Origin of the sequence: Dehalogenimonas sp. 4OHTPN (assembly GCF_040448695.1) — a bacterium.
GTDB lineage: Bacteria > Chloroflexota > Dehalococcoidia > Dehalococcoidales > Dehalococcoidaceae > Dehalogenimonas.
Map to the genome: position 1 here is coordinate 426,870 of NZ_CP159307.1, position 22,570 is coordinate 449,439.

16 protein-coding genes are annotated in these 22,570 nt (G+C 51.2%); 13 read left to right on the forward strand and 3 right to left on the reverse strand.

Going from position 1 to position 22,570, the window contains the following annotated elements:
- Nucleotides 1-271: 271 nt before the first annotated feature.
- A complete protein-coding gene (locus ABV300_RS02320; RefSeq protein WP_353714938.1) occupies nt 272-907 on the reverse strand; it encodes a carbonic anhydrase in 636 nt (211 codons plus the stop codon).
- Between the two features lie 222 nt (nt 908-1,129).
- Complete coding sequence (locus tag ABV300_RS02325) at nt 1,130-2,095, reverse strand: TerC family protein (protein WP_353714939.1); 966 nt, start codon at nt 2,093-2,095, stop codon at nt 1,130-1,132.
- A gap of 198 nt (nt 2,096-2,293) precedes the next feature.
- Between ABV300_RS02325 and ABV300_RS02330 the strand changes: the two genes are divergently transcribed.
- The 11 genes from ABV300_RS02330 to ABV300_RS02380 all read left to right on the forward strand — a co-directional run bounded on the left by ABV300_RS02330 (nt 2,294) and on the right by ABV300_RS02380 (nt 18,415).
- Nucleotides 2,294-2,593 carry a winged helix-turn-helix domain-containing protein gene (locus ABV300_RS02330; protein ID WP_353714940.1) on the forward strand — a complete coding sequence of 100 codons (300 nt, stop codon included), beginning with the start codon at nt 2,294-2,296 and terminating at the stop codon, nt 2,591-2,593.
- Between the two features lie 77 nt (nt 2,594-2,670).
- Nucleotides 2,671-3,366, forward strand: a complete 696-nt coding sequence (locus ABV300_RS02335; RefSeq protein WP_353714941.1) for a zinc metallopeptidase — start codon at nt 2,671-2,673, stop codon at nt 3,364-3,366.
- 971 nt (nt 3,367-4,337) lie between these two features.
- Nucleotides 4,338-5,027: a hypothetical protein gene (locus tag ABV300_RS02340; protein ID WP_353714942.1), complete on the forward strand. Its 690-nt coding sequence runs from the start codon at nt 4,338-4,340 to the stop codon at nt 5,025-5,027.
- A 28-nt stretch (nt 5,028-5,055) separates the two neighbouring features.
- Nucleotides 5,056-6,396 carry a hypothetical protein gene (locus ABV300_RS02345; RefSeq protein WP_353714943.1) on the forward strand — a complete coding sequence of 447 codons (1,341 nt, stop codon included), beginning with the start codon at nt 5,056-5,058 and terminating at the stop codon, nt 6,394-6,396.
- Nucleotides 6,397-6,593: 197 nt separating this feature from the next.
- Nucleotides 6,594-6,896 carry a hypothetical protein gene (locus ABV300_RS02350; protein ID WP_353714944.1) on the forward strand — a complete coding sequence of 101 codons (303 nt, stop codon included), beginning with the start codon at nt 6,594-6,596 and terminating at the stop codon, nt 6,894-6,896.
- Nucleotides 6,897-6,979: 83 nt separating this feature from the next.
- The gene (locus tag ABV300_RS02355; RefSeq protein WP_353714945.1) at nt 6,980-7,276 is read left to right on the forward strand and encodes a hypothetical protein; all 297 of its coding nucleotides are present in this window, start codon (nt 6,980-6,982) and stop codon (nt 7,274-7,276) included.
- Nucleotides 7,277-7,519: 243 nt separating this feature from the next.
- Nucleotides 7,520-10,927 carry a helicase-related protein gene (locus ABV300_RS02360; RefSeq protein ID WP_353714946.1) on the forward strand — a complete coding sequence of 1,136 codons (3,408 nt, stop codon included), beginning with the start codon at nt 7,520-7,522 and terminating at the stop codon, nt 10,925-10,927.
- A 2-nt stretch (nt 10,928-10,929) separates the two neighbouring features.
- Nucleotides 10,930-14,853: an RNA-binding domain-containing protein gene (locus ABV300_RS02365; protein ID WP_353714947.1), complete on the forward strand. Its 3,924-nt coding sequence runs from the start codon at nt 10,930-10,932 to the stop codon at nt 14,851-14,853.
- Nucleotides 14,854-14,874: 21 nt separating this feature from the next.
- Entirely contained in the window at nt 14,875-16,179 is a 1,305-nt protein-coding gene (gene tcmP, locus ABV300_RS02370) for a three-Cys-motif partner protein TcmP (protein ID WP_353714948.1), read from the forward strand.
- Nucleotides 16,176-16,991 (forward strand): radical SAM protein, encoded by an 816-nt coding sequence (locus ABV300_RS02375; protein WP_353714949.1) that lies wholly within the window; start codon nt 16,176-16,178, stop codon nt 16,989-16,991. The genes tcmP and ABV300_RS02375 overlap by 4 nt, the downstream gene beginning before the upstream one ends.
- A 179-nt stretch (nt 16,992-17,170) precedes the next feature.
- Complete coding sequence (locus ABV300_RS02380) at nt 17,171-18,415, forward strand: 4Fe-4S cluster-binding domain-containing protein (protein ID WP_353714950.1); 1,245 nt, start codon at nt 17,171-17,173, stop codon at nt 18,413-18,415.
- Nucleotides 18,416-18,850: 435 nt separating this feature from the next.
- Here the strand turns inward: ABV300_RS02380 and ABV300_RS02385 are convergent, their stop codons facing one another.
- Nucleotides 18,851-19,627 carry a hypothetical protein gene (locus ABV300_RS02385; RefSeq protein ID WP_353714951.1) on the reverse strand — a complete coding sequence of 259 codons (777 nt, stop codon included), beginning with the start codon at nt 19,625-19,627 and terminating at the stop codon, nt 18,851-18,853.
- A 260-nt stretch (nt 19,628-19,887) separates the two neighbouring features.
- Here ABV300_RS02385 and ABV300_RS02390 point away from each other — a divergent pair, with 260 nt between their 5' ends.
- Both ABV300_RS02390 and ABV300_RS02395 read left to right on the forward strand, forming a co-directional pair.
- A complete protein-coding gene (locus tag ABV300_RS02390) occupies nt 19,888-21,999 on the forward strand; it encodes a glutamine synthetase III (protein ID WP_353714952.1) in 2,112 nt (703 codons plus the stop codon).
- A 125-nt stretch (nt 22,000-22,124) separates the two neighbouring features.
- Nucleotides 22,125-22,568, forward strand: coding sequence for an AAC(3)-I family aminoglycoside N-acetyltransferase (locus ABV300_RS02395; protein WP_353714953.1), 444 nt, complete (start codon nt 22,125-22,127; stop codon nt 22,566-22,568).
- Nucleotides 22,569-22,570: the final 2 nt, after the last annotated feature.

Here is a 22,570-nt window from a genome sequence, read left to right on the forward strand (position 1 = left end):
ATCTAAGATGGCGCCGATCGCCCATGGCCGTGAAGACCCGGTCGCGGTAGGCCTCGGCCTGGGCTTTGGTATCGCCGTGCCGCATAATTCACAGACTTCTTTTCGGTAGATTCCCTGATTGTGGATGTGAAGATGTATAGCCTTTGCCTAACGAGGTTCAGGTTGTAGTTGGCCGAGTTCTTAGTGATCTTCAATGCTTCGGCCACCTGCGCCGGCGTGGTCTTGGAATCGACCTACTAGCGACTCAGTTGTATCTCAGGCTCAATCTGACCTACGACGTCAACGTCTCAAACACCCCACGGCCGGCATGATATTCCAGCAGGTCGCCGCGTTTAAGATTGAAGTACCAACCATGAAGTGAAAGTGCGCCCTCGCTCACTCGATGGGCGATGAAGGGAAAGGAGTGGAGGTTTTCGAGAGACAGGAGGATAGAGGCTTGCTCCACCGCCTGTTGCTGAAACTCAGGCTTTTTATCCGGTAAATCAGCCAACACCCGCTCGCGTGCAGGAGCGGCGATGTTCATCCATCGGGTGATGAATCCGCCACCATTGTAACCGCAGGTGTCAGCCATGAGCGCATTGATACCGCCGCATTGTGAATGGCCCAGCACGATGATATGCTCCACCAAAAGGTGGCAAACGGCAAACTCCAGAGCGGCGCTGACGCCATGCTGACCTCCACTGACCTCGTAAGGCGGCACCAGATTAGCGACATTGCGGACAACAAAGATATCCCCCGGCACAGAGTTGGTAAGCATGGCGGGGTCGACACGGGAGTCAGAGCACCCGATGATCATAGTTTTGGGGTTTTGCCCTTGCTGAAGAGTATCTAACCACGGACTTTCGGCGCTGAAGTATTTCTCGCGAAACACCTTGAAGCCAGCGATCAAACGTTCAAAATCTTCCATACTTAGCACTCCTACCACTAAAAGTCCTCGCAGGCTGACTGGCTAACAGCAGGAAATCACCACCATTTGGTGATGGTGGACCAGGCGTGAAACCCAGGTATATGACCTTGAAGTTGGTGTTCGGCTTGCCAAAACCCCCATAGTCACCAAAAAATGGTTACTATCAGAAGACCGTCAGTAGATTCAATCACCCAAAACCTGACCTGTGATCCGATTATTGCATCATTCCCCTTTTTTACCTGTATTGATAGGACATGTGAGATCGGTTGGCGTGTCTGCCTGAGGAGGGCGCTTAAGGGAGGCAATAACAGCTATGACCAGTATCGAGGTGATGATGAGAAGGGATAAAAACGTGGGAACATGAAAGATACCGGACAGGAGCATCTTCGTACCCAGAAAGACCAACACCGCCGCCAAGCCGTAATGCAGGTAATAGAGGCGATTAGCGAAGCCTTCAAGGGCAAAGTACATGGAGCGCAAGCCCATGATGGCGAACATGTTAGAGGTATAGACGATGAACGGATCGGTGGTTATTGCCAACACCGCAGGAATTGAGTCTACAGCAAAAATGATGTCGGTGGTCTCAACGGCGACGAGCACGGCCAGCAGCGGAGTGGCCAGGCGGCGCCCGTTCTCCACTGTGAAGAACTTGTCACCGTTGTACTGATGGCTCATCGGCAGGAAGCGGCGTAGTAATCTAAGAACTGGATTGGCCTCCGGGTGAGGATCTCCCTCTTTTTTCATCCCCATGCGGATGCCGGTGAAGACAAGGAAGGCGCCGAAGACGTAGATTATCCAACTGAAATTATTGATCAGGGCAATGCCGCCGAAGATGAAAGCGGCACGCATTAGTATTGCTCCGACAATACCCCAGAAAAGAACCCGATGACGGTACTCTCGTGGCACGCAAAAGTAGGTAAAGAGCATCAAAAAAACGAATAGGTTATCAACGGAAAGGGATTCCTCAACGATATAGGCGCTGAAGAAATCAACGGCATGCGATGACCCTGCGAATACCCATATGCCGATGCCAAAGAGCACTGCTAGACTGACCCACAAAGCCACCCAGCCGAGGGCTTCCTTCAGTTTGATGACATGAGCATGGCGGTGAAAAACGAAGAGATCCAGCGCCAGCATGATGATTAGGAAGACGTTGAATAGAATCCAAGGCCAGATGCCGATGTCCAACTCAGTATCCTTTGCCGCCTATAACGGCCATAAAATAATCTATCGAGCCCTGATTGTCTCCAATCTATCGAGGCCGCAGTGGTCCTTGTGGTGCTTGAACTTAGTAGTCATATGAGCTATAATACGTGCATTATGTTGCGTATATATTAGCACGCCATCAATTATGCGGTCAAGGTCAGTAAAAGAGGTAATTATGGTATGACGCCTAAGGAGTGGACATTCCTTACTAATCATGGACGCATTTTGGTCTATGTTGCTATGCATCCCAGAACCACTACTCAGCAGCTTGCAGAGAAAGCGGGATTAAGCATAAGAGCAGTGCAACACATCATTACCGATTTAGAGACAGCTGGATATATCGAAAGGCACAAAGAAGGCAGGCGTAACAGCTATGTAGTCCACCCTGAGATCCCGATGCGACATCGTTTGGAACAAGAGCACACGGTCGGTGATGTGTTGCATGCTTTGGGGTATGGCAAGTTGAAAGAGACTACTTAGGCTTACCAGCAGGCATCATCTGGAGATAGTGGACTTGGAGAGACTGGATACGAAGCTTTTTATGAGGGAGGTTTGAAATGGAACTCTGGTTGCTCACGTTCATACCCCCACTGCTACTAATGCTCTACGCGCAGTGGAAGGTTTCATCCACCTTCGGCAAGTATTCCAAGGTGGTTAATGACCGCAACATGACCGGGCTGGTGGCAGCCCGCTGGCTACTCGACCAAAACAATCTGCAGAACGTGCAGGTGGAGATCACCAAGGGCAAACTGTCCGACCACTATGATCCTCGCGTCCGCGTCCTGCGCCTGTCGCCTGATGTGGCCAACAAGCCCTCAGTAGCCGCTCTCGGCATCGTTGCCCATGAGGTCGGTCATGCCGTTCAGCACGCCAAGGCCTATGCCCCGCTGCAGCTCAGGAACGCCCTGGCGCCGGTGGCCAGCATCGGCTCTAACTTCGGCTGGATCCTGGTCTTCGCCGGGCTGATTCTTTACAGCATGGGCACTGCCTTCGGGCTTAATCTTGCCTGGTTCGGCGTGGCTCTCTTTGGCGTTGCTGTGTTCTTCACCCTGATTACCCTGCCGGTGGAGTTCGACGCTTCAGCCCGGGCCAAGGCGATGCTGAGGTCCACCGGGTTAGCCTCGGTCTCGGAGACTTCCGGTGCTTCGGCCGTTCTTTCGGCTGCCGCACTGACCTATGTAGCCGCCCTTCTGGCTGCGGTGGGGCAGCTTTTATACTATGTCTTGCTCCTGATGGGCGGGCGCCGGGATTAAACGACGGACATTCGAGCTTTGAGGGGTGAATGGTTGCACCTTCGATTGGGAATAAATTAGCAAAAAACCATCTGAGAGGTGCTGTGTAATGTGATCGATCTCAGAGCTGCCCCAGATGTCGTGTCGTTGACCTATTTGATGGTAGTGACGAGTATGGTCCTTATTACAGCTTGTATCCAGTGTGGTTACATGGGTTATATTGACAAACCACTCTCGATAGAAGTAGCCAAAGCCGAACAGTTAAAACGCCGAGCTAGGCGCTATTGATCAAAGATCAACATGGGAGGCAGTTCAAAAGTATGCCTCCCATCAAATCTTAGATTAATCTTTTTGTGTTGATGATGAGATGTTGGAGTGAGTTGGTGGCCGATTCGATCCGATTGCTTGCGACTCTACCTCTACTAGTCTTGTTCTGAAAAAATGCGGTAGGTATCCATTGACCACTACCACAGCGAAATATTGCAGCACAGGCAACATCAAATTTATACCTGCGACTGCCGCATAGAGCCCTATTTACAAGCTCATTCTTCAGAACACTTAATGACGTTTTGTACACGCTGTTCCCAGGTCGGCGTGTAGAACCTTCTGATCTATCAACATAACCAGAGTCATCCAGACACCAGAAGGGGAGCTTCAAGCTCCCCTTTTTTTATTTTCTGATTATTAATTCTCCCCGGGGGAGGGGTGTGAATACAGCTATTTCTTAAGGATGAACAAAGTGACTTTTTGTTTGACAATGAAGCTGGAAAAACACGCAAAAACGCACCTTAACAACTGAACAAAAAACCTTGACCTGAACGCTTGCCCGAAAGGGGGAAAGCGTGAGTTCAAGCGTAACAGTAGCGGGGGAACAGAACCGGCCTGGGGGCTTCTGTAGCCGGTGTCACAGGGTTTGGGTACTCAAAGAAAGGCAAGGCGTTTGCCGATGGTGCGGAAAGGTCGCCACCTGTCAGACCACTAAAACAAGCGCCTTGCGTAGCTTCAAGTCTAATCGAACCCCAATTCCAAAGCAAGCCGATGCTTTCGGCAATGGTTATGACCATCTTTCCGGCAACTGGCTTACCTTCTATTCCATCGCCTCGAAGTTCAGCCACAAGGCCAAGCCGGACGAGCGTGATGACCTTCTCCACGACATCATCATCACCCTCGCCGATGTCGAGCGGAATAACGGCCATCATCCGTTCACCGAAGCGGCCATGTATCGCATCGCCAGCCGCACCCAAGCTCTCTACTGGCGGAAACGTTACCGGATAGACAACGGCCTAACCTGCGGGGACTGTAGCAAAGCACAGCGGCAGAAGTGTAAAGAGAACTGGCTGTTTTCGGCCTGCCCCAAAGCGGTCAAGCTCGAAAGCCTGAATAAGCCCGTCATAGACGACGAAGGCAACACTACCGAACTCGGCGATCTGATTGCCGATGACAGGGCTTTGGACCTCGATGCCTGGCTGGATGCCAATACCTTCTTACTCCAATGCCCCGACAGGCTAATCGCCATTGCCGAAAAGCGGCGTGACGGGTTGCCTTTGGACGAAACGGAACGGCGGTATATCAACCGCTTTCGGAAACGGGAACAAAAAAAGCTGTTTTCAGATGTCCCGTTTTCGCCTGTTTTCGCAACTAATACAGTGGGAGCTTCGGCTATGCCAGCGAATTGCGGGTAGCCGGTAGCTTACTACTAGAGCGAAGCCGATGGAGTTGCCCACCTATCGGATAGCAAGAGGGGGTCGGACAATCGAACAACTGAATATCGAGGGCAAGCGTTCAGGTCAGGGCTTTTTAGCGCACAAGGCGGTACTGGTAAGCGCCTTATCGAGAACACTCGCCGAAAGGGCGATGCTTCTTGACCTCACTATCGGGCGGAAAGGCTTTCTCACCTACCTTAAGTCTTTAGGCGGGTCTAACATCGTGAAAATCGTCCCGTCTAACGGCGATGCCAGCGTATCGCGGGTCGCCGGAAAATGCCTCAAGGTGGTCTGCGGAAGTAACACCAGTTACCTCGAACACATGGCCTGGGTCGGCGACAAGACACCCCTTACCCTATGCGACATAAGGGTAAGCCCCTCGAACTCGGTCAGCCCCAACCTCGGCGCGACGGAGCTATCGGACGCCCTTTCAAGGGTGCTGCCCTTCACCTCGGATGAGACCGCCCGCCCCATTCTCCAGAGCGTTCTCTTTCGGGTGAAAGACGGCAAGCTCACCCTAGTGAGTGCCGACGGCTACCGACTCGCCATGATGAGACTACCCTTCGACGGGGATGAGGGACAGGTGCTCGTAAGCCGCGATGACCTTAAAGGCGTCACCGGCGCTCTCAGGCGGGCGCGGCGGGTAAGACTGTCGCTGGAAAAGAACGGCGACAAAGACCCGATGAGCCTAGTCCTCGACACGGAGCTAATCCGCTACACGTGGCGGGGATGCGGCGGGAACTTCCCGGACTACGAGAAGCTCATACCCGCCGACACCGGCATCCGCGCCAGCTTCGACACCAATGAAGCAATAAAGGCGGTTAGCTCGCTCAAGGTCGTCGCCAACGTCAAAGCCTACGCCTTAGACCTCACCATCGGGGACGGCAAGGTGGTCGTCGGCAACACCGACGATAAGGGGACGGCTGAAATACCCGCCGATACCACCGGCGAGCCTATCAAGATACGGCTTGACGGCGGATACCTCGCCGAAGCTCTGAGGGCTTGTGGCGGGATGGTGGAGCTTAAGGTCAAGGACGCAAGGTCGCCGATGCTTTTCACCGCGCCGGACTATGAGTTGGTGGTCATGCCGATGCTTCTACCGGAAGTCAAGAAGCCAACGGACACGACCAAGACCGCCGAACCCGCTAAGGCCGAAGCAAGCCAGCCGGTCGAACCCGTCGAGCCGAAGGTCGAGACAGCCGAGGCAGTTACGCCGGAAGTACCAACCGAGCCAGTACCCGCCGAGGAAGTCGCCCAAGCCGTCGCCGAGGCCGAGGCCATCACGAAAGCCGAGAAGCCGAAGGCCAAGAAGCACATTAAGGCGAAAGAACCAGTCGCCGTAGCCTGAAAAACCTGAACTGAAACGCTTGAACTCGCAAAACAGCCGCACATGAAGGGGCCTAGTGCCCCTTTTTGTGCTTTCTTTTTGTAAGGGGGATGTCCTGCCCCATAGCGGCGGGAACATCCCCTTTCGTTTTGGCTGAAAACCGGGCAAGACCAATGACGAAAGGAGAAAACGGGCGCTAAAGGAAGGGGGTGATAAACATGGAAGCACTACTGGTAATCAATCCGACTGTCCCGCTTGGCCAAGTGGTGGCCACCCGGGGAGTTTTTGCCCTGGCCGGTGAGAAGCCCGAGTTTACCGAATTCATGCGCCGTTCCTTGAACCGCCATGCTAAAGGTGATTGGGGCGACCTCGACGAAGCCGATAAGAAGGAGAACGAGCTAAGCCTTAAAAATGGCTTCAGGCTGTTTTCAGCATACACGGCCGCGGGGTTGCCCAAAATCTGGGTCATCACCGAGGCCGACCGGTCAGCGACGACGATCCTGTTTCCGGACGAATACTAGCCCAATAGCCCCTGTCCGCCGGCACAGGGTCATCAATCGCCAGCGAATATGAAGGGCTAACGTGCCCGAATGGAGGTGTAACCTTGCCTATCAGATGGAGCGCTCTTAAAGTTAGCGAGGCGATGGATATGGTCGAAGAATTAATTGATCAGGCCGCCGAGCCATTGGAACAGGCCAGGCTTGTGGCGATCGCAGCTAGAGGAATCGCTGATATTCCGCAATACGTCGATGAACGCCTAGTACATCTAATCAGCAGCATCGGACGCATCGACCACATAAGAAGCTCGATAAAAGCTGTCCGGGAGTCTTTGCCTAATGGCGCCGTAGCAGAAGAACAACACCGGATCAAATGCGGCGACCAGCTCGCCCTGGTGGCTTGAATCCGGACATTCTTATTCAAAAGGGGAGTTGGTGCTCGCACAACTCCCCTTTTTTGGTAACAATTAGTCTGAGATATTTGCCGCCTCGTGGTCCGTAGACATATTACTTAACCTCGACACGGAAACCTTGTGATGTCATTACTGAAAGTGCGATAAACGCCATGATTGCTTAGGGTGCCGGGTTGGTCTACAATGGGCGCTAATTGCCGAGACGTAATACCGACTGAATAGGAATCAGGGAAGATGCCGCGAATCTTCGACAACATCGAGCAAAGCCTTCTACCCGCGATAAAAGAGACTCTCGCTGTATCAGAAAAAGCCGACTTTTGTGTCGGCTTTTTCAATCTGCGTGGCTGGAGCAAGATCCAAGATGGAATCGACACTTGGGAAGGCGGTGAGGGACATTGCTGCAGGCTGCTAATTGGAATGCAGAAACTCGCCGATGACGAACTCGCAGAGTCATTAAGCATTTCACAATCCGGAAAAACCGTCGATGCCCCTTCATTGAAACGCCTTCAACGGCAGTTAGCCGATAGTTTCCGGAAACAGCTGATCATGGGAGCCCCGAACAATCACGATGAACAATCGCTACGAAGGTTAGTCACCCACTTAAAGAAAAAACAACTGTCGGTGAAATTGTTTTTAAAGCACCCTTTACATGCCAAACTTTATCTCCTTCACCGCCATGATCTTAACAATCCGATCACCGGTTTCCTCGGAAGCAGCAACCTCACTCTCGCGGGGTTAGCCAATCAAGGGGAATTAAACGTTGATGTCCTTGAGCATGATGCCTGCAACAAATTAGCCAAATGGTTCAACGATCGTTGGAACGACAATTGGTGCTTCGACATTACCGAAGAACTTATCGATATCATCGAGAACAGTTGGGCAAGACCGGAGCCACTGCCACCTTTCTACGTGTACCTCAAAATGGCATATCATCTAGCCCAGGAGGCCCGCTCAGGCTTGGACGAATTCAAGCTACCGGCCATTTTCCAAGGGCGCCTTCTTGCCTTCCAGACAAACGCGGTAAAAATCGCAGCCCACCACATTAATAAGCGCGGCGGTGTGTTAATCGGCGATGTTGTCGGCCTGGGTAAAACCCTTATGGCCAGCGCCGTGGCGAAGCTCCTGGAAGATGACCTTAATCTTGAAACCTTGATCATCTGCCCAAAAAACTTAGTCAAGATGTGGCAGGGTTATGTCCATCACTACCAACTCAGAGCGAAGGTGTTATCGGTTAGTAGGGTAATGAACGACCTTCCCGAAGAGCGGCGGTATCGCATCGTGGTCATCGATGAAAGCCAGAACTTGAGAAACCGCGAGGGGAAAAAGTACCGGGTAATCCAGGAATACATCAAACGTAACGACAGCAAGTGCATCCTACTGTCTGCGACTCCTTACAACAAGACCTATCTTGATCTGGCTTCACAACTTCAATTATTCGTGCCGCCCGATGTTGACTTGGGCATTCGCCCTGAGCGATACATTAAAGACATTGGAGAAGTTGAGTTCATCCGCCGTCATCAAGCGCTCATAAGATCGCTGGCTGCCTTCGAAAAGAGCGAATACGCGGATGACTGGCGCGACCTTATGCGTCTTTACATGGTCCGTCGCACCCGGACTTTCATCAAAGAGAACTACGCTTACACCGACGAATCCACTGGCCGGAAATACCTGGTTTTTGAAGATGGCCGCCGATACTATTTCCCTGATCGAATCCCAAAGAAGGTCCAATTCAGGTTCAACGAGAACGATGCGAAAGATCCCTATGCTCGTCTTTACTCCGATAAAGTTGTCGCCATTATCAATCATCTCTCACTTCCACGTTATGGGCTAGGAAACTATATCTCAAGTAATGCGCAGGCTTCTGCAAGCCGCGACGAGGCCAAACAGTTAGACAACCTTTGCAAAGCCGGCAAACGGCTCATGGGGTTTTGCCGCACCAACCTCTTCAAGCGTCTTGAAAGTAGCGGGCAATCGTTTCTTCTATCATTAGACCGGCATATCATCCGTAATTTTGTTTATTCTTACGCCATCGAACACAACCTGCCACTACCAATCGGCATTCAGGGCGCAGAGCTACTAATGGAGAGTGTAAACGACGAGGAACCGGACATCGCAAACGAGGCTCAAACCGCTTTCGATTTTGAAGAGGACGGCGATAGCGCCGAGAACGAGCAGGTTCAAGAAGAAAGGTATCATCCCTATTCCGAGGAGTGGTACGTGGCCACAGCGAAGGCTGTCTACGAAGTATATAGGCATTCGAAGCAGAAACGATTCAAATGGCTAAAGCCAGCCCTGTTCACCAATTCGCTTAAACAGGAACTCCTGACCGATTCCCGATCCCTGATCGCTCTCATGCAGGAGTTTGGCGAATGGAACCCCGACCGAGACACCAAGCTTTCGTCTTTGATCAAATTAGTCGGAGTCGACCATCCACAAGAAAAGGTTCTAATATTCACCCAGTTTGCTGATACGGTCCGATATTTGTCCCAGGAGCTAAAGAGAAACGGCATTGGTCAACTCGTCGGTGTTACAGGTCAGTCGGAAGACCCCACTGAACTTGCTTGGCGTTTTTCACCTGTCAGCAATGAAAAACCCGTTAAGCCTTCCGATGAGCTTCGAGTCCTAATTGCCACCGATGTTCTCTCTGAAGGCCAGAACCTTCAGGATTCGGCGATCGTAGTCAATTACGACCTGCCTTGGGCGTTAGTCCGCCTGATACAACGCGTCGGCCGTGTCGACCGCATTGGACAGAAAGCTGAGGAGATCCGTTGTTATTCGTTCCTTCCTGCAGATGGACTTGAAAGGATTATTCGTTTACGAGCAAAGGTGAAGCAGCGGCTTCAAGAGAACAGCGAAGTAGTCGGTTCCGACGAACTCTTCTTCGAGGATGATTTCAACCAGAAGACTCTACAACATTTCTACACAGAAAAGTCTGGGATACTTGATGCAGAGCCGGACACCGAAGTTGACTTGTCATCCTACGCCTATCAAATATGGCACAACGCTACCAGAGACAACGTGGAGCTGGCTAAAAAAGTGAAAGCCCTGCCTGATGTCGTATTTGCCACAAAAAAACATGTCGGAAGTACTCGTTCACCGGAAGGGGTTTTGGTCTACGCCAAGACTGCAGAAGGGAATGACTCGCTAGTATGGGTCAATAAAAAGGGCGAAAGTGTAACACAATCGCAAGTCGCCATCCTTAAAGCCGCAGAGTGTGAATTGGCAACTCCAGCGCAACAACGCTATGAAAGTCACCACGAGTTGGTACTCCGAGGCCTGGAGCATATCTTTGAGCAGGACAAGGCTACCGGAGGACAACTCGGCCGCCCGTCGGGAGCCCGGTACAGGACCTACGAGCGTCTGAAAACCTATTACGGTGACCTGAAAAAGAACAAGCCGCTGTTTGCTACCGATGATTTATCACGAACAATCGATGACATCTACAAATATCCCCTGCGCCCAATAGCTACAGATGCTCTGAACCGGCAGTTGAAAACGGGCGTTTCTGAAGAAACCTTTGCTAACATGGTGATTGACCTACGCAAAGAAGGCCGTCTCAGTCTTAAAGAGGAAGAAATCGAGACACAGGAACCTCGCATCATCTGCTCTTTGGGTTTATTTACTGAAGGATCGGGAGAGTAAAAATGGGTTTAAATCTAAATCACGCTCGCGATCTTTTGCAGGATTTCGATTTTCCCAGGTTGTTTATCGAAGAGCTTGGATGGGCCAACCCTTCCAGCCGGCAAGCAATCTCTATGGATTATCAAGGAGAGCCTTTCTCGCGCAGGCAGATTGCACAACTGGCAGGTGTCGCCGTTTTTGAGATAACTGCGCCCAATGGAAGAATCCCGGATGGTAAAACCCAGGCGGCTTTGCACAAACAGGTATCCGCCCACCACCATGAGAATCTTTTGATTTTTATCGATGGTCAGCGTACCCAGAGCCTATGGTATTGGGTAAAGCGAGATGGCAAACATCTATTCCCTCGATTTCACCTTTACGTGAAAGGCCAGCCCGGCGACCTGTTCCTGAGTAATTTAAACAGCATGGTTGTGGATATTTCCGAGCTCGACGATCATGGTGATATCGGCGTCGTAGAGATTGTCACCAGGTTGAAGAAAGCGCTTGACGTTGAGCGCGTGACCAAGAAATTCTACGTCGAATTCGATTCCCAACGCCTGGAATTCACAGACCTCATTCAAGGCATTGACGATGAGCGCGACCGGCACTGGTACGCCTCGGTTCTGCTCAACCGCTTGATGTTCATTTACTTCCTTCAGCGCAAGTCTTTCATAGACAACGGGAACACCGTGTACCTGCAGCAGCATCTCGCGGCTAGTCAGGCTCGCGGTACAAACCTTTATTACACCCAATTTCTCAAAGTCCTCTTTTTCGAGGGCTTCGCGAAGCCCGAAGACAAGCGCACTCATGAGGCAAAAGCGCTGCTCGGCAAAGTGCGTTATCTAAATGGCGGTTTGTTTCTTCCTCACAACGTTGAGGAAAATTTGAAATATCATATCGACGTCCCAGATGTGGCATTCGAGAACCTGTTTAATCTCTTTGCTTCCTACAGCTGGAACCTGAATGACACTCCCAGCGGCAACGACAAAGAGATTAATCCCGATGTTCTGGGTTATATTTTTGAAAAGTACATCAACCAGAAAGCCTTCGGGGCATACTACACGCGCACCGAAATTACCGAATATCTGTGCGAGCAAACGGTTTACCGGCTGGTCCTTGAGCAAGTAAATACTGCTGGTATTCCAGGCGTCCTACCATACAGGAGGTTCGAAAGCGTCCCTAGCTTACTGATGGGTCTAGACGCTCCATTATGCCGGCAATTGTTGTTTGATGTGCTGCCGAAACTCAAGCTTCTCGACCCGGCTTGCGGCTCGGGAGCTTTCCTGGTTGCCGCCATGAAGACGTTAATAAATCTCTATACCGGTATTATTGGCCGTATTGAATTCTTGGGCGACAAAACTTTGACCGAATGGCTGGCGAAAACGCGCTTGGCCCATCCCAGTTTGGCTTATTTCATCAAGCGAAGCATCATCACTGATAATCTGTTCGGTGTGGACATCATGGATGAAGCTACGGAAATCGCCCGCTTGCGCCTGTTCCTGGCTCTGGTGGCTTCCGTTGAAACCGCTGACCATCTAGAGCCGCTGCCCAATATCGACTTCAATGTACTGCCCGGCAATTCCTTGATCGGTTTGCTTAGGATCGACGAAAAAGCCTTCGATAGTCAGGTCAAGCAAGGGCATATGTTCCAGAAAAGCTATCATCAACTGGTTGAGGAAAAGCGTCGCCAGTTGGACATATATCGCCACACCACGAAATACTCGAAGGACCTTCAATCCCTTCGTGACGCAATCAATGAAAGCCGTCGTGACGCGTATAAGTCCCTCAATGACCTGGAATTGAACGAGTTCGGACGGCTGGGTATCAAGTATGAGCAGGCTATTTGGGACGCCAAAACCAAATCCGAGGGCAAGCCAATAAAGCGAGCGGTTCGTATGCCCGATATCGAGGAACTGCATCCTTTCCATTGGGGTTATGAGTTCGATGAGGTGATGAATACCCGCGGTGGTTTTGATGCCATCATCACAAATCCGCCCTGGGAGATTTTCAAACCCAACGCCAAGGAGTTTTTCGAGGAATATTCAGACTTGGTCACTAAAAAGAAGATGACCATCAAGGAGTTCGAGAAGGAGCAGGCCAAATTGCTGCAGGATCCGGATATTCGATCCGCTTGGCTGAAATACCTCAGCGGTTTTCCGCACGTCAGTGCTTTCTATCGTTCGGCGGAGCAGTTTAAGAATCAGATCAGCATCGTGGACGGCAAGAAAACCGGAACAGACATCAACCTATATAAGCTTTTCGTAGAGCAGTGCTTTAATCTACTTCGAAAGGGTGGATACTGCGGTATCGTTATCCCGAGCGGCATATATACTGACTTGGGGACGAAACAACTGCGCGAAATGCTCTTTGGACAGACTTCGGTGACTGGTTTGTTTGGTTTTGAAAACCGAAAAGAAATATTCGAAGGGGTTCATCGGAGCTTTAAGTTCGTAGTTTTGACCTTCGAAAAAGGAAACACTACGTCAAGTTTTCCGGCAGCATTCATGCGTCACGATGTCGAAGAGCTTGAGCGTTTTCCTCAGGAGAATGGGATAGAAATTTCTGTTGGTCTCATCCGTCGTCTCTCACCCGATTCCTTGTCCGTTATGGAATTTAAAAGCGAGATGGATGTACGTATTGCGGAAAAAATGCTCAAATTTCCATTAATTGGCGAGGAAATTCCTGGCAAATTGAACTTGAAGCTGAGTGCTGAATTCCACATGACAAACGATAGTTATTTGTTTAAGACCCAAAAGAGGGCAAAATGTCTTACGTTATTTGAGGGAAAAATGATGTGGCAATTCGAGCATCAACTCGAAGAACCACGTTATTGGGTCGACGAAAATGAGGGTCGCATTGCCATTCTTGGAAAAAACAAAGATTATGGTCAGAGCCTAGATTATCAACAATACAGGCTCGCGTATCGGTCAATTGCGTCAAGTACGAATGAACGATCTTTCGTATGCACGATCATTCCAAGAAACGTTTTCGCAGGTCATTCTCTAAATGTATCGAGGAATAACCTCAGTTCTACTCAGTTGTTGTATGCGGCAGCACTGCTCAATAGCTTTGTTTTCGATTACTCAATACGGCAGAAAATCTCTGCCAACCTAACCCTATTTTTTATCTATCAATCATCCATGCCTCGGATACCCGAAGCCGACCCCGCTTATGTGGCTGTAGTGAAATTGGCAGCTCAGTTGACCTGTACAACGCCCGAATTCGATGAATTAGCAAAAGAAGCCGGTTTAAAAGGGTATCAGGATGGCGTAACCGAGCCCAATAAGCGTGCAAAGATACGCTCTGAACTCGATGCCATGATAGCCCGCCTTTACGATTTAACCGAGGAAGAATTTGCTCACGTTCTTTCCACATTCCCACTAGTGCCAGAAAAAACTAGGAAAGCTGCTTTGGAGGCTTATAAAGCGCTTATCCCGAAATCCGCTGATGTTCAGTTGGTTGCCGAAATTGTCGCCGATGAAAACCTTCATCTAGAACACAAGTCTTCGGCTCGTTGGGACCTGAAACAAAATCGCATCAACAAAGAATTAGAACATGAAATTGTAAAAACGTGTGCGGCATTTATGAATTCTGAGGGAGGGGTTTTATTTGTAGGCGTCAATGACCAACACGAGGTCTTAGGATTGGATGCAGACTACAGGACGCTTAACAAACCTAATCGCGATGGCTTTCAAAACTGGTTGATGACACTATTATTAAACGATTTTGGGAAAGAAGCTGCCCCGTTAATACAGTGTAGTTTCCCGGTTTCTCAAGATAAGGAAATATGCCGAGTGATGGCAAATCCATCTCCCAAGCCAGTATATGTTAAAAAGGATAGTGCAGAACATTTATATATCAGGGTCGGCAATTCCACACGTTTATTGACTACCAGAGAGGCTGTCGAATACTGCAGGCAACATTGGTCAAAACTCATGGTTCAATAATTAAACAATGAGGGGCTGAACATGGGACTTGAGTTCGAACAAGATGCCATATGTCTCAGTGGACTTACTGGTTCTAAATTGAAATGTGAAGTACTTGGGCAATATTACCCTTTTTGGTGGGGAATAACCTCTGGCGGTCCAGCCGTCGGTCACAAATACTTGACAGGGATTGTCGAGCTCGATGCAGCAACCGGTGAAGTTTTTATCGAAGATACTGGCGAGACTGTATTAGGATCGTCTGGCCACGCACTCGCACTCAAAGCCTCAAATGCCAATGCATATAATCTCAAAATTGTGCTTGTTGAGAAGAATCCCATATGTTTCGATCATTTAAAGAAAGTGATTCAACGACGTTGGAAATCGATAAATACCAACGCAGCTGAAGGATCGATTTCGTCGAACGGTACCGGAGTCTATCTGCTCAACAAATCTTTGGATGATGCTCTTCAAGATATCAGTCATATCAGCCTCGGCAATGCCCTATTCTTTTTCGATCCCTTGAGAAGCGCGGAGTATTCAACGATTGAACAAGTCGCCCGAGCCCGAATAGCTAGTTATTATAGAACTGGCACTGAAATGATCGTGTTTCTTTTTACCTCCGACTGGTTCCTTGGTAGAGGTGATTTCAAAGGATTACCAACTGGATTGGATCCAAACCAGTGGTCAGATGCCGAACAAAAAGCTGTCTTGGAGGCAGACGCGCTTCTCGGCACCGTTCAATGGCGTAACCAGATCCTGAATGCCAACCCGATACATGAAAGAGAGCAGGCATTTGTCGAGTTCTACAGGCAACGACTACATAGGTGGTTTCGGTACGTATTGCCGATGCCGTTTAATCCTAAAACTAATCAAATCTTCCACTTGATTCTTTGTTCAAATTATGAAGTTGGAGTAAGAGCTACCCGCGAATTTTATTGCAACGTTACAGGTAATCCCAAATATACACCTGACAACAAAACTGCCTTTGATAGGTTTCGGAAAGCCCATCCTGATTTGTTTATCGGCTTGAGTGGAACCAAGAGGCCTTCAGAATGGAAGATATTGTGGAGAATCATTACAGAACACGAAGAGGGAATTTGTGATAACCTGTGCAGTGATTTTTCCGACATTGGAGCCACACCCAACGATCGCCAGGGCATGCTGGAATGGCTGGAGCATGTTGGGTACATTCGTAAAATACCAAACAACAATGCTTGGGGGGCACTTGTTCCCTTATACCAGATAAATTGGCCGTATACTACGGACAGGCTTCAGGTCGATCCACCCGCTCAATTCAAGCCCATTTCCCTGAAACTATTATCGATGGAGGATATCAATATAAAGTGACAACAACTCAAATCACAAGTGCTCGCGAGATCACTTCCGGCACAAAAGAGTGGGCGGACTATAACGTCAATTGCGTAAAGGGTTGCCGACACGATTGCCGTTATTGCTACGCGAAGATAATGGCGAAACGATTCGGTAGGACTGATGAAGCAACTTGGAAAGTGATGGTAGTCAACGATTGTGTAGTTGAAGGGAAATACAGGAAATTTCCTGGTCGGGTGATGTTTCCGAGCACCCACGATATCATCGATGATCCAGAAATAAAAAATGCATGTTTCAAAGTAATCACCGAATTACTCAAGTCTGGGAATGACGTTCTTATCACCACTAAGCCGAGCCTGCCTGTAATCCAAGAAATCGTTACGAAATTCGCCGCATTTAGACCTCAACTACAATTCAGGTTCACTATAACATCAATTGAGAATGATCTCTTGTCCTTCTGGGAACCAGGTGCCCCAACATTTACAGAGAGGTTAACAGCATTAAAATGTGCTCATGACGCATCTTTTAGAACCAGCGTATCCGTCGAACCTTTTTTGGATCATGATCCTAGGGAATTAATTGATACTGTCCTTCCTTATGTTACCGAGTCCATCTGGGTGGGGCCAATGAACTACATAGCCCGGATGGGAGTTTCCGAATACGATGAACCACAGTACGCCAGGATTCGGCAGATAATTGTGCGGGAGAACCTCCAGCGTATTTATGATGATTTGAAGGATATTCCCCACATTAGATTCAAAGATAGTATGCGGAATAGACTTAGCATTTCCCAAGGCGTTTCTCCTGTTGCGGAACTCGCCCGGGTATAGCTAACCACGCTCGAAAACGTGCGAAGACGGTACGATCCACCTATTATAACGCATCAAACTCGATCTCAAACACTGGAGTTCTGTCTGTCGTACACCGTAGCCCACCACCGAAGCTAACGTACGGCATCCTCTTTCTTGCCGGTAGATGACCGATTTCCCAGGACATAGCACTGGTTGACATGCTGGCTGATAATCTCTATCCGACCCACATTCTCCAGAACCTGATCCGCCGATCTCTTCTGGATGATAGATTAAGGCGCCTTTCTGGTGGAAGCGCCAGCCGAATCAGCCGGTTTCTGCGAAAAGCCGACAGCCCCGGCGTTAGCTTTTCCGTCCCGGAAATGGCGGAGTTTGTCCCCGTGTTGCTGAAATACGGATTTATCTCGTTACACCCGATGCCCGGCCGCAGCCGCTGCTCCCTTCTGGCGGTCACCGGCGTCAATTTCGAACTCACCTACGACTGCAATTTGAACTGCGCTCACTGCCTGCAGCAAGGCATCCGCCGATTCACCAGAGGGCACCTATCCGCGCAGGCGGTCAAAGGTGCGGTATTTCAAGTTTACCTTGGCGGATTATGTACATCAGGCGTCAATTTCACCGGCGGCGAAGTACTGGGTCACCGGAACGATTTCTTCGAGATTGCCGAATATACCGGGTCGTTGGGGATACCTTATAGGTTGAACACCAACTGCTGGTGGTCCCGAAAATTCGGGCTTGAACTCTCGGGGCGGCGGTTTGAATCTCCGCTCGACCTGGCGCACTACCTCAAATCTATCGGATTAGGGCAATTCGCCTTCAGCTACGATGAACGCATGTTGAATGCCGATCTTTTCGACAATCTGGTTGCGGCAATAAAGCTGTGCGAAATCGCGCGGATTGGCTACCAGATCATCTTTACTGGCGTTGACCCCGCTAAAATCGGGGGCATCATCAACGAACTCCGCAAGGCTGCCGGCTCATTTTTATATTACCTGGTGCCGGTCAGCGCTGAAACGATTGACATCGGCGGGTGCACCAGGGACAACGGCGCCTACGCCTGGCAGTCCAACAAAGCCGATTGCCGGGATAAAGGCTTCTATCACCCGGCATTTTTACATATCAGCCCTGATGGCAAAGTCAGGACGTGCATGTACGCGGTTGGTTCGGCAAACGTCGGTGATATCGCCGAAAATGTCTTTGCCGACCTGATCAACGGTTTCCCCGGTAACGCGACCAGCCGCTGTTTCACGAGCCCAACCAGGAAGCAGGCGGCGTTTAATAACCTTGTTGTGCCTTATCTGGCTTCGTATCGGCCTTTTATCCATGAGTGTACCCGCAATGCCGTACTGGTCAGAACCATCCAGACTCACTTCGATTACCCTGATCTGAGCCTGGCGGAAATTCACTTCCGCATCGGGCGCGATTTGAATCTGGCGCATCGATAGGATGCTTCAACAAACAGACGACGCGGCTGAATTCTATGGCGTTGGGTATTTTCCCGAATTCTCTTACTGGTCAATATACCAGTGAAAAACCGTTCAAACGGCTGTTTCGTTGGCGCTGACAACGGGGGTAGATTGATGCTGCAGACGATTCTTCACGCGGTGATAGAAAAGGAGCTTTAAGATGACAACAAGCAACTGCGCTGAATGTTCCATGCGAAAGAAGGCCGAGGCAAATCCCAAATCCCTGATGAGCCGAATCTGGAGATGGCATACGACATGGTGTCCGGGGTGGAAAGCGTACCGGAAATCCCTGCGGGATCAGACCTGTCAGCCGACGCATCCGGGCGGCTGATTAATAAGCGACGCGCCATTAAACCGCTTTGGCGATGCCAAATCGGCAGACGCTAAAACGAACCATCCGCTGAGCCTGGCTCTTCAACGTTCGGTTTCGGTGTCAGCGATGGTGTTGTTGAAGGATTCCTTGAGCCTGGCGCCGAGCCGGGACATGGCGTCCCTCATCGCTTCATTGGCGACTTTTTCGGCCATCAGTTTAGCCTCCCGGCTGGCTTTTTCAAGTCGGGCGCGGGACTCTTCCTCGGCTTTACGCCGGGCTTCCTCAACAATACCGGCGGCTTCCCGGCGGGCGTCTTCGAAGATACGCTTCACCTCGGCCTTGGCGACTTCGGCTGCTTGTCTTTTGGCCCGCTCATGAGATTCGATTATGAGGTTCTCAGCCCTGTCCTGACTCTCGGCGATGATCCGGACGGCCTCCCTGTCAGCCTTCTCCCTGGCAATCTTAAGATATTCTTCCGCCGCGAAATCAGCGTTCTGCTTCGAGACAGAGGCGTAAGCCGCGATATCCCGGTCTATTTTCTCCCGGCGTTCGGCAACTATCGCCTCGATTTGCGCCTGGGCTTGCTCCCGCGCCTGGCTGAGAATACGCTCCTTCTCTTCCATCGCTTTGGCCACGATATCCACCGAGGCGACGGCGGCTTCCTGGCGGACGGATTCGGCCTGTTCCGCCAGGAAATGGAACATCATCTCCTGATATTCATGCCTGGCCCGGGCGATAATGGGCGCGGTCTCATCGCTGACTTTCTGTCGGATGCGCCCGCCTTCATCTTCAATGAACCGGCTCAGGTTCTGGCTCATCCGGTCAATCACCGAGGTAAGGTTCCCCGCGGAGTTTATCTCTTCTCTTAAATTTTCCATTTCTTTTACCTCGAGGTGCGTTCCAAAACATGTTCTGCGTTAGCCCAGAATATACCAGACAAACCCTCCGGATACCACAATTATTTAGATTCACGCGTGTCTACCGGTCTTAAATATTTTAGACCGGCGCCCGGTTCCGGTCTCAAAGCCAATGGTCCGGCTGGGCTTCTGCCTGTCAATGCGCTAAAATAATAAACTGTTTTACTGGACGTTCATCGAGGCAATCCCGGAAATAAATGATGGTTAAAGGAGAGTCAGTAATGTGCCCTTCGGAGTGTCAGGAAATCGTCCCGCTGGCAGATATTTACGGCAGCAACGTGTTCAACGACACGGTGATGCGCCGGACACTGCCGAAAGAAATCTATAAGTCTTTCAGGCAGACTATCGAGGAAGGCTTGCCCCTGGACGGCCAGGTGGCGGAGGTGGTTGCTTCGGTGATGAAAGACTGGGCAATCGGCAAGGGCGCCACCCACTTCACCCACTGGTTCCAGCCGCTGACCAGCATCACCGCCGAAAAGCATGACTCGTTCATTTCGCCCACCGCCGACGGCCGGGTCATCCTGGAGTTTTCCGGCAAAGAACTGGTTAAGGGTGAACCTGACGCTTCGTCCTTCCCTTCCGGAGGACTGCGCGCCACCTTCGAAGCCCGGGGCTACACCGCCTGGGACTACACCTCTCCAGCCTTCGTCAAGGACGGCACTCTGTACATTCCCACCGCTTTTGCGTCCTACACCGGGGAGGCGCTGGATAAAAAGACGCCGCTCTTGCGTTCCATGGACGCCCTCAACCGCCAGGCGCTGCGGGTGCTGCGGGCCCTGGGCAACACCACCACCAAACGGGTCACCACCACTGTCGGCCCGGAGCAGGAATACTTCCTAATCGATAAAAAGGTGTTCGACCAGCGCGAGGACCTGATCCTGACCGGCCGCACCCTGTTCGGCGCCAAGCCGCCGAAGGGACAGGAGCTCGAAGACCATTACTTCGGGCAGCTCAAGGACAGGATTTCGGCGTTCATGTCGGACCTGGACGTCGAACTGTGGAAACTGGGCGTCGCCGCCAAGACCAAGCACAATGAGGTAGCGCCGGCGCAGCACGAACTGGCGCCGATCTTTTCAACCACCAATATCGCCACCGATCACAACCAGTTGACCATGGAGACGATGAAAAAGGTGGCCCTGCGGCATGGGCTGGTTTGCCTGCTCCATGAGAAACCGTTTGCGGGCATTAACGGCAGCGGTAAACACAACAACTGGTCCATGTCCACCAACGACGGCCAGAACCTGCTCGATCCCGGCAAGGACCCGCATGAGAACCTGCAGTTCCTGGTCTTCCTCTCCGCCGTCATCCAGGCTGTCGACGACTACGCAGACCTGCTGCGGGTAGCGGCCGCCAGCCCGGGCAACGACCACCGGCTTGGCGCCAACGAAGCCCCACCGGCCATAATATCCATGTTCCTCGGCGCTCAATTGACCGATATCCTGGCCCAGATCGAGGCCGGAGGCGCCAGGCGGAGCAAAGCCGGCGGCATGATGCATCTGGGCGCGACGTCCTTGCCGGCCCTGGCCAAAGACACCACCGACCGCAACCGCACCTCGCCGTTCGCCTTCACCGGCAACAAGTTCGAGTTCCGTATGGTCGGTTCTATGCAGTCGATTGCCCAGGCAAACTTTGTCCTTAACACCATCGTCGCCGAGAGCCTGAGCCAGTTCGCCGACCGGCTGGAAAAGGCCGCCGACGCCACTAAGGAAAGCGCCCAGATCATCCTGGACGTCGTCCGCAAGCATAAGCGGATCATCTTCAACGGCAATAACTACGCGGCGGAGTGGGTGACCGAAGCCAAGAAGCGCGGCCTGCCCAATATCGCCAACACCGTGGACGCTATCGCCGCCATCAAGGCCGATAAAAACATCGCCCTGATGGAAAAGCACGGCGTTCTGTCGCGGGTGGAACTGGAGTCGCGCACCGAAATTCAATATGAAATCTACATCAAGACGATCAACATCGAAGGCCAGACGATGGTGGAGATGGCCAGGCGCCTGATATTACCCGCCGTTATTGCCTACCGGGCGGAATTGGCGGCTTCGATCAGCGCCGTAACCGCCATCGAAGGCAACGCCGAGGTCGAAAACGCCCTGTTTGTCCAGGTGAGCCAGACTCTCCGGTCGTTCAGCACTAACCTCTCCAAACTTGAAGAGGCGCTGAAGACGGCCGCCGGACTTCACGGCGACACCCTGGCTCAAGCCGAGGCGTACCGCGACCTGGTGTTCAAAGCTATGGGCGAACTGCGCAAGGACGCCGATTTCCTGGAGACGATGGTGGACGCGGACTTCTGGCCGATGCCCACTTACGCGAAGCTGCTGTTTAATCTCTAACATCTTCATGCCTGCCGGGCGGGTTGCTCCGCCCGGCAGGCATTTCTATTTACGCCGGTTAGATATGCGGCGTTCTTTCAGTGATATCACGGATATGGAACTCCGGATAGCTCTTTTCTGCTGACATGATTATCAAACAAATTTCACCCGCTGAGATTGGGCTGCTAACAGGGTTGAACCGGGTTTTTGCCGAGGCATTTGATGAGGCGGAAACCTATCTCGGGGCGATCCCGAGTGATGAGTACTTGAAGACGCTCTTGGCAAAAGAGTGCTTTATCGCAGTGGTGGCTTTCGATGACGGCCGGGTCATCGGCGGATTGACCGCCTACGAACTGACCAAATCTGAGCAGGAGCGGAGTGAAATCTATATTTATGACCTGGCTGTGTGTTCGGAGTACCGCAGGAAAGGCGTAGCTACCAACCTGATAAAAGAATTGAAATCCATAGCCAAAGACCGGGGAGCCTGGGTGATATTTGTTCAGGCTGACCGAGGCGATATCCCCGCGATCAAACTCTACGAATCGCTAGGGATCAAGGAATCCGTCTATCATTTTGATATCCCAGTTTGATG